The sequence below is a fragment of the Lentzea sp. genome (genome assembly GCF_036380075.1).
In the GTDB taxonomy this organism is placed as follows: domain Bacteria; phylum Actinomycetota; class Actinomycetes; order Mycobacteriales; family Pseudonocardiaceae; genus Lentzea.
This window is the reverse complement of the sequence record NZ_DASVFL010000199.1, coordinates 1-12388: the sequence shown is the minus strand read 5'-3', so window position 1 is coordinate 12388 and position 12388 is coordinate 1. Positions and strand designations below refer to the sequence as shown.

11 protein-coding genes are annotated in these 12388 nt (G+C 70.6%); 6 read left to right on the top strand and 5 right to left on the bottom strand.

Annotated features, from left to right (window positions below; translation table 11 throughout):
• Positions 1-1579: glycogen debranching protein GlgX (gene glgX, locus VF330_RS21930; RefSeq protein WP_330853511.1), on the bottom strand; the 1579-nt coding region annotated here is incomplete at its 3' end.
• A gap of 104 nt (positions 1580-1683) precedes the next feature.
• Between glgX and VF330_RS21925 the strand changes: the two genes are divergently transcribed.
• The 4 genes from VF330_RS21925 to VF330_RS21910 are packed head-to-tail and all read left to right on the top strand — an operon-like array spanning position 1684 to position 5455.
• Entirely contained in the window at positions 1684-2511 is an 828-nt protein-coding gene (locus tag VF330_RS21925) for an ABC transporter ATP-binding protein (protein WP_330853510.1), read from the top strand.
• Between the two features lie 56 nt (positions 2512-2567).
• Positions 2568-3347 (top strand): enoyl-CoA hydratase/isomerase family protein, encoded by a 780-nt coding sequence (locus VF330_RS21920; protein ID WP_330853509.1) that lies wholly within the window; start codon positions 2568-2570, stop codon positions 3345-3347.
• On the top strand, positions 3337-4293 hold the full coding sequence (locus VF330_RS21915) for a class I SAM-dependent methyltransferase (RefSeq protein WP_330853508.1): 957 nt from the start codon (positions 3337-3339) through the stop codon (positions 4291-4293). Before VF330_RS21920 ends, VF330_RS21915 begins: the two co-directional genes overlap by 11 nt.
• 1 nt (position 4294) lies before the next feature.
• Positions 4295-5455 carry a THUMP-like domain-containing protein gene (locus tag VF330_RS21910; RefSeq protein ID WP_330853507.1) on the top strand — a complete coding sequence of 387 codons (1161 nt, stop codon included), beginning with the start codon at positions 4295-4297 and terminating at the stop codon, positions 5453-5455.
• Here the strand turns inward: VF330_RS21910 and VF330_RS21905 are convergent.
• Positions 5414-6001, bottom strand: a complete 588-nt coding sequence (locus VF330_RS21905) for a TetR/AcrR family transcriptional regulator (RefSeq protein ID WP_330853506.1) — start codon at positions 5999-6001, stop codon at positions 5414-5416. The two genes, VF330_RS21910 and VF330_RS21905, sit on opposite strands and share 42 nt — an antisense overlap.
• A 90-nt stretch (positions 6002-6091) precedes the next feature.
• On the opposite strand from VF330_RS21905, the gene VF330_RS21900 reads away from it, so the two are divergent.
• Entirely contained in the window at positions 6092-6490 is a 399-nt protein-coding gene (locus VF330_RS21900) for a DUF4267 domain-containing protein (RefSeq protein ID WP_330853505.1), read from the top strand.
• 120 nt (positions 6491-6610) lie between these two features.
• On the opposite strand, the gene VF330_RS21895 is transcribed toward VF330_RS21900, so the two are convergent.
• The 3 genes from VF330_RS21895 to VF330_RS21885 form a co-directional block, all read right to left on the bottom strand.
• A complete protein-coding gene (locus tag VF330_RS21895) occupies positions 6611-7336 on the bottom strand; it encodes a nucleotidyltransferase domain-containing protein (protein WP_330853504.1) in 726 nt (241 codons plus the stop codon).
• Between the two features lie 82 nt (positions 7337-7418).
• On the bottom strand, positions 7419-10676 hold the full coding sequence (locus VF330_RS21890) for a GH92 family glycosyl hydrolase (protein ID WP_330853503.1): 3258 nt from the start codon (positions 10674-10676) through the stop codon (positions 7419-7421).
• Positions 10677-10734: 58 nt separating this feature from the next.
• A complete protein-coding gene (locus VF330_RS21885; protein ID WP_330853502.1) occupies positions 10735-11589 on the bottom strand; it encodes a nucleoside hydrolase in 855 nt (284 codons plus the stop codon).
• Positions 11590-11664: 75 nt separating this feature from the next.
• On the opposite strand from VF330_RS21885, the gene VF330_RS21880 reads away from it, so the two are divergent.
• Positions 11665-12388 (top strand): acyltransferase (locus VF330_RS21880; protein ID WP_330853501.1); only part of this gene is annotated, 724 nt, incomplete at its 3' end.

The window sequence follows — 12388 nt, the reverse complement described above, 5'->3', positions numbered from 1 at the left end:
CGTCGCCCGCCACCATCATCGGCGTGCCGGTGGACAGCAGCAGCGTCGCGAGCTGGTTGCGCGCCTGCCTCGTGCGCAGCTCCAGGATCTCGGGATCGTCCGTCTCCCCCTCGGTGCCGCAGTTCCACGACCGGTTGTCGTCGGTTCCGTCCCGGTTGCCCTCGCCGTTGCCCTCGTTATGCTTGCGCTCATAGGAAACCAGGTCGCGCAGCGTGAACCCGTCGTGCGCGGTGATGAAGTTGATCGACTGCCACGGCCGGCGCAGGTCGTCCGCGTACAGGTCGGACGAGCCGGAGAGGCGGTAGGCGAGGTCGCGCACCGAGGTGTGGCCGCGCCAGAAGTCGCGGACCGTGTCGCGGTAGCGGCCGTTCCACTCCGCCCACTGCACGCCGAAGTCGCCGACGCGGTAGCCGTCGCCCGTGGCGTCCCACGGCTCGGCGATCAGCTTCGCCCTGCACAGCACCGGGTCCGTCGTGATGGCCGTGAGCAGCGCCGAGTCGCGGTCGAAGAACCCGCCGCCGGGCCTGCCCATGGTCGAGGCGAGGTCGAACCGGAACCCGTCGACGCCCATCTCGTCCGCCCAGTACCGCAGCGAGTCGGTGACCAGCCTCACGACCTGCGGCGACCCGGCGTCGAGGGTGTTGCCGCAGCCGGTGATGTCGACGGTGCTGCCGCCGCCCGCGTGCAGGTAGTAGCCCGGCGCGTCGAACCCGCGGAAGCTGAGCGTCGGCCCGTCCGGCCCGCCCTCGCACGTGTGGTTGTAGACGACGTCGATCAGCACCTCGATGCCCGCCGCGTGCAGGGCGGCGACCATCGTCCGGAACTCCTGGACCTCGTTGCCCGGTTCGCTCGCGTAGCCGGGGTGCGGCGCGCAGTAGGCGAGCGGCGAGTAGCCCCAGTAGTTGCTCGCACCCCTGCTGATCAGCGACGGCTCGTCCTGGAACGCCTGCACGGGCAGCAGTTCGACCGTGGTCACGCCGAGCCGGGCGAGGTGCTCGACCGCGGCCGGGTGCGCGAGCCCGAGGTAGGTGCCCCGCAGCTTCTCCGGGATGTCCGGGTGGTTCTTCGTGAAGCCCTTGACGTGCATCTCGTAGATGACGGCCTCCTCGAACGGCACCTCGGGCTTCACGCCCGTGGCGGCGCCGCCCGGCGAGCTCACGACGCTCAGCGGCACCGACCCCAGCGAGTCGACGGCCGACGGCGGTCCGTGCATCGGGTCGCCCACGTACCCGAGCGACGCCTCCAGGTCCGTGACCCTGCCGGTGATCTGCCGCGCGTACGGGTCGACCAGCAGCTTCGCCGGGTTGCAGCGCAGCCCGCGGCCCGCGTCGTACGGCCCGTGCACGCGGTAGCCGTACCTCTGGCCGGGCGTGACCCCGGGGACCAGGCCGTGCCACACGCCGAACGTCCGTTCGGTCAGCTCGACCCGTTTCTCGGTCCCGTCGTCGCCGATCAGACACACCTCGACCGCGTCGGCGACGTGCGACGTCACCGCGAAGCGGACACCGCCGGCCTCGGCGTGCGCCCCCAGCGGGAACGGACGGCCTGCCAGCACCTCGGACTCCGGTCGAGTAGCCATGCCCCCGATCTTGGCATCTGACACCGACAGAGGACTTGAGACTTCACACAGGCGGCGCAGCGCCTCGGCCGGTCGTGTGGGACACCCCGATGGAGGACCCGCCGATGGTCGTTCGGAAGAATGGAGCCGTGGCGGACGTCGACGTGACAGATCTGGTCGTGCACATGGCGGGCGTGTCGGTCCGCCGAGGGAAGAACACGCTGGTCGGAAACATCGACTGGAGCGTGGAGCTGGACGAGCGCTGGGTGGTCCTCGGCCCGAACGGGGCCGGCAAGACCACGCTGCTGCGGCTCTCCAGCGCCGAGCTGCACCCGACCAAGGGCAAGGTGCACCTCCTCGGCGAACGCCTGGGCAAGACCGACGTGCAGGAGCTCAAGCCCCGCATCGGCCTGTGCTCGGCCGCCCTCAACGGCCGCGTGCCCGCCGACGAGAAGGTCGTCGACCTGGTCGTCTCCGCCGGCTACGCGGTGCTGGGCCGCTGGCGCGAGGACTACGGCAAGCAGGACACCGACCGCGCCCGCGAGCTGCTGGGCACGCTCGGCATCGAGCACCTCGCCGACCGCCTCTACGGCACGCTGAGCGAGGGCGAGCGCAAGCGCACGCTGATCGCCCGCGCGTTGATGACCGACCCCGAGATGCTGCTGCTCGACGAGCCGGCCGCGGGCCTCGACCTCGGCGGCCGCGAGGACCTCGTGGCGAAGCTGTCGGAGCTCGCCCTCGACCCGGACGCTCCGGCGATGGTGCTGGTCACGCACCACGTCGAGGAGATCCCGCCGGGCTTCACGCACGCGCTGCTGCTGCGCGAGGGCTCGGTCGTGGCCCAGGGCCTGCTGGCGGACACGCTGACCGAGGAGAACCTCTCCAAGACGTTCGGCCAGGACTTGGAGCTGCAGAAGGCCGGGGACCGGTTCTTCGCCCGCCGCCGGGTCTGAGAAGCTACCGCCGGGTAACGTGACAGCGCTGTCGCGACGACTTTTGGGAGGGCTGCATGCCTGAGTTCGTGAGGCTCGAGGTCGAGGACGGGATCGGCACGATCCGCCTGGAGCGGCCGCCGATGAACGCCCTGAACCGGCAGGTGCAGACCGAGCTGCAGGCCGCCGCGAAGGAGGCCTCCGAGCGTTCCGACGTCTACGCGGTCATCGTCCACGGCGGCGAGAAGGTCTTCGCGGCCGGTGCCGACGTCAAGGAGTTCGCGCAGATCTCCCACGCCGAGATGACGCTGCGGGCCAAGGGCCTGTCGGACGCGCTCGGCGCGCTGGCCACCATCCCCAAGCCGACCGTGGCGGCGATCACGGGCTACGCGCTGGGCGGCGGCTTCGAGGTCGCGCTCGGCTGCGACCGCCGCATCGCGGGCGACAACGCCAAGGTCGGCCAGCCGGAGATCCTGCTCGGCCTGATCCCCGGCGGCGGCGGCACGCAGCGCCTCGCCCGGTTGATCGGCCCGTCGAAGACCAAGGACCTGCTCTACACCGGCCGTTTCGTCGGCGCCCAGGAAGCGCTGGAGATCGGCATGGTCGACGAGGTCGTCGCACCCGACGACGTGTACGCGGCCGCGGTGCGCTGGGCGAAGCAGTTCGTGAACGGGCCGGTGCTCGCGCTGGCGGCGACGAAGGCCGCCGTCGACGGCGGTCTCGACACCGACCTGGAGTCGGGCCTGAAGCTCGAGAGCCACCTGTTCGCGGCGCTGTTCGCGACCGAGGACAAGAAGGCGGGCGTGGAGTCGTTCATCGAGAACGGGCCCGGAAAGGCGAAGTTCAGTGGCAACTGACCCGGCACCCAACCCGCACGCGACCGAGGCGGAGGTCGAGGCGGCCTACAAGGACACCAAGCTCGCGCAGGTGCTCTACCACGACTGGGAGGCGGGCACCTACGACGAGAAGTGGTCGATCTCCTACGACGAGCGCTGCATCACCTACGCGACGGACCGCTTCCGCGCCGCCGCCGGTGAGGTCGGCCCGTACGAGCACGCGCTGGAGCTGGGCTGCGGCACGGGTTTCTTCCTGCTGAACCTCATGCAGGGCGGCGTGATCAAGAAGGGCTCGGTCACCGACCTGTCGCCCGGCATGGTCGAGGTGGCGCTGCGCAACGCGCAGAACCTGGGTCTCGACGTCGACGGCCGCGTCGCCGACGCCGAGCGGATCCCGTACGACGACAACACGTTCGACCTCGTCGTCGGCCACGCGGTGCTGCACCACATCCCGGACGTCGAGGGTGCGATGCGCGAGGTGCTGCGCGTGCTCAAGCCGGGCGGCAAGTTCGTGTTCGCGGGCGACCCGACGAACATCGGCAACTTCTACGCCCGCAAGCTCGGCCAGGCGACGTGGTGGCTGACCACCAACGTCACCAAGGCCCTGCCGGCGCTGGGCTCGTGGCGCCGTCCGCAGGAGGAGCTCGACGAGTCGTCCCGCGCCGCTGCGCTGGAAGCCGTCGTCGACCTGCACACGTTCGACCCGGACCAGCTGGAGGCGACCGCCCGGCGTGCCGGTGCCGTCGGCGTCCACGCGGTGACCGACGAGCTGTCGGCCGCGCTGTTCGGCTGGCCGGTGCGCACGTTCGAGGCCGCCGTGCCGCGCGAGAAGCTGGGCTTCGGGTGGGCGATGTTCGCCTACCGCACCTGGCAGAACCTCTCGTGGGTCGACCAGAACGTGCTGTCGAAGGTCCTGCCGCGCGAGGTCTTCTACAACGTGTCGATCACCGGTAAGAAATCTTCCTGAGTTGGCGTACGCGTTCACCTCGTCCGACGTGGCGTTCCTGCGTTCCGGCGCCGGAGCCGCCGCGTTGGCGGAGGTGGACGCGTTGCCGTTCACCGACTCCTCGCGCTTGCACGACGTCGGTGTCGCACGCAAGCTGCTCGGTGACTCCTCCGCCCCGGTCGTGGAAACCGTGCTGCTGCGCCGCCGGGCAGCGTCCAAACTGGACGGTTCCGGTTCCTGGCTCTTCACCGACGACGCCCTGCAGCAGGCCACCGCGTCCGCTGTCGCCCGGCACCGCGCTCTGCGGTTCGCCGGCCGTGACGTCCACGACGTGACCTGCTCGATCGGCGCGGACCTGTTCGCGTTGTCGGCGGTGGCCTCCCGGTGCGTCGGCTCGGACCTCGACCCGGTGCGGCTCGCCATGGCGCGCAACAACGTTCCCGGTCAGCTCGTCGTGCGGGCCGACGCGCTGCGGCCCGTGTCCCGTGCCGGCGCCGTCACCGCGGACCCCGCCCGCCGCGACTCCTCCGGCCGCCGCAAGTGGAACCCGTCGGACTTCCTGCCGCCGCTGGACGAGCTATCCGACGTCTACGCGGACGTCGACCTGGCCGTGAAGTGCGCTCCCGGCATCGACTTCGCGGTCGCGCCCTGGGCGGACGAGGTCGAGGTCGTGTCGCTCGACGGCGCGGTCCGCGAGGCCTGCCTGTGGACGCGCGGCCTCGCCACCCCCGGGGTCTCGCGCCGCGCCTCGGTTCTGCACGGCGCGACGTCGTGGACCTTGACCGACGCCGAACCCGACGACTGCCCCGTCGCCCCGCCGGGGGAGTGGCTCGTCGACCCGGACGGCGCCGTCGTGCGCGCGGGCCTGGTGCGGCACTACGCGGCCCGGCACGGCCTGTGGCAGCTCGACGAACGCATCGCGTACCTGAGCGGCCCCACGCCTCCTCCCGGCATCCGCGCGTTCCGCGTGCTCGAACACGGCCACTACACGGAGAAGTCGCTCAAGTCGTTGCTCAGGACGCGTTCCGTCGGCAGGCTCGAGATCCTGGTGCGCGGCCTCGACGTCGACCCGAACACGATGCGCAAGCGCCTCAAGCTCTCCGGTCCCGCGGAGGCCACCGTCGTGCTGACGCGCGTCGGGTCAAAGCCCGTCTTCCTGCTGTGTCAGGCTGAGCGCACCTAGCGCCATCTCCAGCCGTGCCTCGTGGTGGGCGGGCCGCAGCCTCTTGCCGTGCGTGAGCGTGGCGATGCCGTGCAACGTGCTCCAGAACAGCTCGGTCAACGTCTCCAGGTCCCGGTCGCCCCGGACGGGTTCGACCGCCGCGACGAGCTCGCCGAACGCGTCGCGCAGCTCCTGCGGGATGTCGTCGGTGCCGAACGGGATGTCGACCCGCTGCACGAACATCGCGTCGTAGAGCGCCGGCCTGGTGTTCGCGAACTTCAGGTACGCCTCGGCGGCGGCCCGCAGCCGTGACCGCCCCTTCTCCGGCCGGGCCTTGCGCAGCTGCCGCGCCAGCTCACCGGCACCCTGGATCGCCACGGCCCGCACGATCGCGTCCTTGCCCTTGAAGTGGCTGTAGAGCACCGGCTGGCTGTACTCGACCTTGTCGGCGAGCCGGCGCGTGGTGACCGCGTCCCAGCCCTCCTCCTCTGCCAGCTCCCGAGCGGCGTCGATGATCAGCTGATGGCGTTCGGCCCGCTCGCGCTCACGCCGGTTCTGGATGCTCACGCGACAAATCTAGCACCGCTAGCGTTCCGAGCGCCCATTGTGTTAGCGTCGCTCCAACAGCTAGCAACGCTAGATTTCGAGGAGGACGCAATGCGGTTCACGACGGTCATGGCAGCGCTCGTGGTGGTGGCGGGCTTCTACTTCGGCCTGAGCTACCTGCTGGCCGGCAACTGGGCGGCCGCGGGCTTCGGCATCGTCGACCCGGACGGCTACTACGTCGTGAAGGGCGTGCGCGACATCGCCTACGGCCTGACGGCGCTGATCCTGCTGCTGATGAAGCAGCGCCGAGCCCTCGGCTGGGTGGTCCTGGCGGACTCGATCATCCCGATCGGCGACTGCCTGGCCGTGATCACACACGGCGGCACGGTGGCCCACGGCCTGACGGTGCACGGCTCGGCGGCGGTGCTGGTGCTGTTCACGGCCTGGCTGCTGCTGAGGGAGAAGGCGCCCGCGCAGACCCCGCAGGCCGAGCCCGTGCCGGCCAGGTGAGGTCGGGCGGCGACGAGTGCGGGGCCGTGCTGATGGCGATGTGCGGTGGGGCGTGCCGATGAACGCGTCAAGACCGGTTCCACTGCCCGCCGCCTACTCCGCCACCGCCGCCCGCTCCGCCTACTCCGGCGGTGCGACCACCGGCGACAACGCCCGCACGGCCTGAGCCACCCCTGAGTCCGTGACCTCCCGCAGCAACAACCCGACCACCACGTGGAAAGCCCGCCCCAGCTCCTCCGGCCGGGTAGACACCGCCACGGTCCCGGCGAACGCGTCCGGATCGGCCAGGTCGTCCAGACCGCGCCCCTGCACCGCCGCGACCCCCTCGGCCAGGCAGCACAACGACATCACGTGGTCGCGCATCCCGTTGAGCAGGTGGAGGGCCTGCCACACCCGGCCGCGCGCGAGCGACGACCGCACGTGCAGCCCGTACAGCCAGGCGAGGCCGGCGAGCTCGGCGCGGTCCGGCTGGGGCGTCCGCGGCAGCGGGTTGGCCTCGCCGAACAGCAGCTTGAACGCGGGGCCCGTCGCGCCGAACTCGGACGAGGGCCAGAACGCGACGTCCACCTGCAGGGACGAGCGCATCAGGAAGACGCGGAAGAGCACGGAGCCGCGCCGCACGTCGACGTGGCCGACGGCGTCGCAGGCGTACATGAGCGCGGTCCAGTCGGTCACCACCGCGTCCATCTCGCGGTCGACCGACAGGGCGAAGTCGATGTCGGACCAGCGGTCTTCCTCGCCGAGGGCGGTGGAACCGGTCAGCGCCGCCCCGACCACGCGCGGGTCGATCCCGGCGGCGTTGACGAGGTCCCGGCGCAGCTGGTCGCGTTCGAGAACCGAGAACACGGCCCCACTTTATTGGCAGCCGCTCGAGCGGCCAACGAAGGTGGGTCCTGTCACGGCCGCGACAGGACCCACCCGGAACGGCCTAGCCGAGCGCCACCGCGAAGACGTGCATGTCGCCGTCCTCCGGCAGCACCACCGAAGCCAGCGTCTTGCCCTCCGGTGCCGCGTACGTCTTCGTCGCGAAGATGTGCGTGGCCACCTTCTCGCTGCCGCCGCCGGACTGGTTGCGGTACGGCGTGTTGGCGACGATCACGTTGCCGTAGCTCGGTGCCGCCCCGCCACCGCCCAGCGTCCAGTCGCTGAAGCCGATGTCCACCGACGCCGTGGTGCCGTCGGTGAATGTGACCGTGGCGGCCTTGGTGCGCGCGCCGTTCGCCGCCGAGCCCACGAACGCCAGGCGGGTGCCGGACAGGGTCAGCGTCTGCTTGTGAGCCGTCGCGTTGTCGGGACGGCCGGGCGGCGACGACGGCCAGGTGAACGTCAGGCCGTCGACGGTGCCGGTGCCGCCCGGCTGGAGGCCGGCCGCGGCCAGCGCCTCGCGCGAGTAGCTGTAGCCGCCGCCGTCGAAGTCGCCGTCACCGTCGGCGTCGGCGGACGCGCCGACGTTGTTCACGGCGGCGAGCATGCTGCCCGCCGGCGCGACCTTCACCGTCTGCGGCAGCACGACCGGCTTCGCGGCGCCCTCGACGGTCACCGTGACGGTGATGTCGTAGAAGCCCTGCGGTGTCGAGGCGTCCGCCGAGACCGTGAACTCGCCCGGCACCGAGCCGCTCACCGGCGTGAACCTCAGCGCGTCCGACCCGGTGATCGTGTACGTCGCCTTCGGGTCGCCGTCGTACAGCTTCACCGCGTTGACCTTCGCCGTCACGGACTGGCCGGGCTGGACGACGAGCTGGCGCGGTTCGACGGTCAGGTAGTACGGCTGCTCGTGCTTGATCGGCTGCTCGCCGTCGCGGAACGACGGCGGTGCGTCCGCCGCGCCCGTGCCCCAGGCGGAAGGTGCCTTGCCGAGCACGAAGTCGAGCTTGCCGCCGCGTTCCACGAACGACTCCGGCAGGAACGTCTTCGAGGACGCACGACCGTTGACCTTCAACGACTGCACGTACTTCGTGGCGGCGTTGGCCTGCGGGGCGTTGATCGTGATGTCCTTGCCGCCACCGCGGTTGATCTTCACCGACGTGAACAGCGGGCTGCTCAGCACGAGCTCGGCGCGCGACGGCACCTGCGGGTAGATGCCCATCGACGTGAAGACGAACCACGACGACATCGCGCCGAGGTCGTCGTTGCCGGGAATGCCGCCGGGGGCGTTCTTCCACAGGGTGGTGATGGTCTCGCGCAGGGTCTCCTGCGTCTTGGCGGGCCGGCCCGTGTAGTTGTAGAGCCACGGCGCGTTCACCGACGGCTCGTTGTCCAGTTCGGACTTCGCGCCGCCCTGACCGGTCAGGGCCCAGCTGCCGTCCGCGTTGTGGAAGAAGTCGTCGAGGCGCTTGTTGGCGCGCTCACGGCCGCCGAGCGACTCGACGAGCCCGGCGACGTTGTGCGTGACCATCCACGTGTACTGGGCGCTGCTGCCCTCGACGAACCCGTTGCCGGTGTCGGGCGTGAAGTCCTTGACCCACGTGCCGTCGGCGTTGCGGTTGCGGATGTAGCCGCCGGTCCGGTCCGCCACCGGGTCGAAGTTGTTCTGCCACCACTGCGCGCGTTCGGCGAAGGTCTTCGCGACCTTCTTGTCGCCGGTGCGCTCGGCGAGCTGGCTGATCGCGAAGTCCGCCGCGGAGATCTCCAGGGTCTCCGCCGCGCCACCCCACGCGTTCGACACGGCCGGCATGTACTTGTTCTGCAGGTACTTGTCGAGCGACGGCCGCTGCCCGACCGACATGACGGCCCAGCCGTCCTTGCTCAGGTCCTGCGCGGTCGGCGTGGTCGCGGCCTTGACCAGCGACTTCAGCGACGACTTGATGTCGTACCTGTCGCCGCCGAACGCCGAGATCGCGGCCAGCGCGATCGGGGCCGGGTCGCCGTTCATGACGTGCGTGCCACCGGCGGCGTGCGTCCAGCGGTCCCAGACGCCGTTGTTCTGGTCGGCCTGGTTGAGCAGCGACTGCGCGATGTCGGAGCCGATCTGCGGTTCCAGCAACGTCAGCAGCTGGAGCTGCGAGCGGTAGATGTCCCAGCCGGAGAACGTGCCGTACTGGGCCTTCTGCCTGCTCTTGTCGATCCGGTGCACCTTGCCGTCGAACCCGGCGTACTCGCCGTTGACGTCGCTGAACAGGTTGGGGTGCAACAGGGAGTGGTACAACGCGGTGTAGAACTTCGTCCGCTCGTCATCGGAGCCGCCGCCGACCTCGATGCGCTTGAGCTGCTTCTGCCACGCGGTGTAGGCGTTGTCCCGCAGGTCCTCGATCGACTGGCCCTTGTTCTCCGCCTTGAGGTTCTGCTTGGCGTTGTCCAGGCTCACGTACGAGATGCCGACCTTGACGCCGACCTGGCTGCCGGGCGCGAAGCCCAGGTAGGCGCCGGACCCCTTGCCCAGCACCGGCCAGCCGTTCGTGCCGTACGTCGTGCCGCCCTGTGAGCTGGTGCCACCGGGCGTGACAACGTTGTCCTGGTACGTGCCGACCTCGGTGAACGGCTGGTCGAACTCCGCGACGAAGTGCAGCGTGTAGTAGCTGCGGCGGCCGACCTGGTTGATGTAGCCGCAGAAGTTGCCGGACGTGACGCTGCCGGTGATCGTCCGCTTGTCCTTGTCGACCACGGTCTGCGCGTCGCTGGAGCCGACCTGCGACTTGGAGGTGTTGACCAGCACCGTCGCCGGCTTGTCGGCGGGGAAGCTGAACCGGGCCGCACCGGTGCGTTCGGTGGCGGTCAGCTCGGCCTTCGCGCCCGACTTGAGCGTCACGTCGTAGCGGCCGGGCTTGGCCACCTCGTCGGCGTGGGCGAACTCGCTCGCGTAGACGGCGTCGGTCGCGTCCGTGGTCGGCGACGTGGTGACGGTCCCGACGTGCGGGAAGATCGGGATGTCACCGCTGCCGCCCGCGCACCCCGTCCCGGACATGTGGGTGAGGCTGAAGCCGCGGATCTTCGTGGCGTCGTACCGGTACCCGCCGGGAGCCGCCGCGCGCAGGGTGTTCCCCCTGCTGGCCTCCGGGCTGAAGGAGAACATGCCGAACGGCACGACCGCACCGGGGAACGTGTTCCCGAGGTTGGTCGTGCCGATGAACGGGTTCACGTGTTCCGCCGGATCCGGCACCACCTGGACCTGGGGCTGAGCGGAGGCAGGGACCACTCCGAACGTCATGGCCACCGCCACCGCAGCTGTCGTGAGGACTCTTCGCTGCATGCTGGCGGACCCTACTTTCCGTGCCCGCCCAACCCCAGAGTGTGAAGCCGTTTTGTCGTCAACCGGACAAGCGCTGCTCCATGAACGCCCTCAGCGCGGGCCAGTCGGTCTCCTCCGCGACCTCTACCTGGTACTTCCCCTCGACGAGCGCGCCCTCGTCGTCGACGTCGAGCCCGTGGGTCCGCGTCTTGAGCGTGCCGGGCACGATCGCCTCCGCGACGGCCACCGCGTCGTGGACGAGGATGCCCTCCTCGCGGTCGGAGTGGTTCTGGTCCCGGTGCGCGGCGAGGTAGGCCCGGTAGGTGCCGGTGAGGCCGGCGAGCACCGGGTCGACGTTGCGGAGGAACTCGGTGTCGGCGATGCACCGCTGGGTGAGGTTGAGCGGCACGACGATCGGGTTGCCCTTGCGGATGACGGTCCGCGCGGCCTTCGCGTCGGCCCAGAAGTTGAACTCGGCCCGCAGCGTCGTGTTGCCGACGCCCAGCCCGCCGCCCATGACGACCAGCCGGGGGAACTCGACGCCGGCCTCGATCGCCGCGGCGATGTTGGTGAGCGGCCCGATGGCGGCGACCACCGTGCCGGGCGTGAGGGTGTCGGCGAAGAACCGCGTGGTGTCGTCGCCCGCGACGGCGTTCGGGTTCTCCGGCAACGACAGCGCCTGCCCGCCCAGCCCGTCCGCGCCGTGCACGTCCGCCGCCCCGCCGGGCCCCTCGGACCCGCGCACCACGGGCACGTCGGTGCGGCCGAGGTGGGCGAGCAGGCGCAGGGCGTTGGCGGTGGTGAGGTCGAGCCCGACGTTGCCGAAGACCGTGGTCAGCCCCTTGAGCTCGACCTCGGGGCTGCGGGCGGCGAGCGCGATCGCGAACGCGTCGTCGACGCCGGGGTCGGTGTCGATGATGAGAGGAGTCGCCATGAGCACCAGCCTGCCTCACCGGCGGGCGGGCGGCCTGTCCCGGTCGCCGCGCGTCCGAAGTTAGAGTCTTCGGCCATGACGAGCATGTGGGGCGCGCCGGTGTGGACGCGCTGGGCCAGGTCGCGCCGGGACCCGATGCAGGCGCGCTTCCTCACGCCGGCCTCCCTGCGCTGGGTCCTCCGCCACCGCGCCTACACCCCCTGGTACCTGGTGCGGTACTGGCGGCTGCTGAAGTTCCGGCTGCTCAACCCCCACGTCGTGCTGCGCGGCATGGTGTTCTTCGGCAAGCGCGTCGACGTCATGGCCCGGCCCGGCTACGGGCGGCTGGAGATCGGGCGGTGGGTACACATCGGCGACGGCAACGCCATCCGGTGCCACGAGGGGTCGCTGCGCATCGGCGACAAGGTCGTGTTCGGCAAGGACAACACGGTCAACTGCTACCTCGACATCGAGATCGGCGCGTCGTCGCTCGTCGCGGACTGGGTCTACATCTGCGACTTCGACCACAAGACCGAGGACATCACCCTGCCGATCAAGGACCAGGGCATCGTGAAGTCGCCCGTGCGGATCGGGCCGGACTGCTGGCTCGGCACCAAGGTGACCGTGCTGCGCGGTACGCGGGTCGGGCGCGGGTGCGTGCTCGGGGCGCACGCCGTGGTGCGCGGGGACGTGCCGGACTTCAAGATCGCCGTCGGCATGCCGGCCCGCGTGGTGCGGGACCGGCGGGCCGACTACGAGGCGGACGCGCAGCGGCGGGCGGACATCGCGGACATGGCCCGCAAGGCCAAGGAGGCGCTGG

Bases quoted from the DNA above. Each gene is read 5' to 3' on its own strand.
- VF330_RS21925 (WP_330853510.1), top strand. From the start codon at position 1,684: ATGGTCGTTCGGAAGAATGGAGCCGTGGCGGACGTCGACGTGACAGAT.
- VF330_RS21920 (WP_330853509.1), top strand. From the start codon at position 2,568: ATGCCTGAGTTCGTGAGGCTCGAGGTCGAGGACGGGATCGGCACGATC.
- VF330_RS21900 (WP_330853505.1), top strand. From the start codon at position 6,092: ATGCGGTTCACGACGGTCATGGCAGCGCTCGTGGTGGTGGCGGGCTTC.
- VF330_RS21890 (WP_330853503.1), bottom strand. From the start codon at position 10,676: ATGCAGCGAAGAGTCCTCACGACAGCTGCGGTGGCGGTGGCCATGACG.
- VF330_RS21885 (WP_330853502.1), bottom strand. From the start codon at position 11,589: ATGGCGACTCCTCTCATCATCGACACCGACCCCGGCGTCGACGACGCG.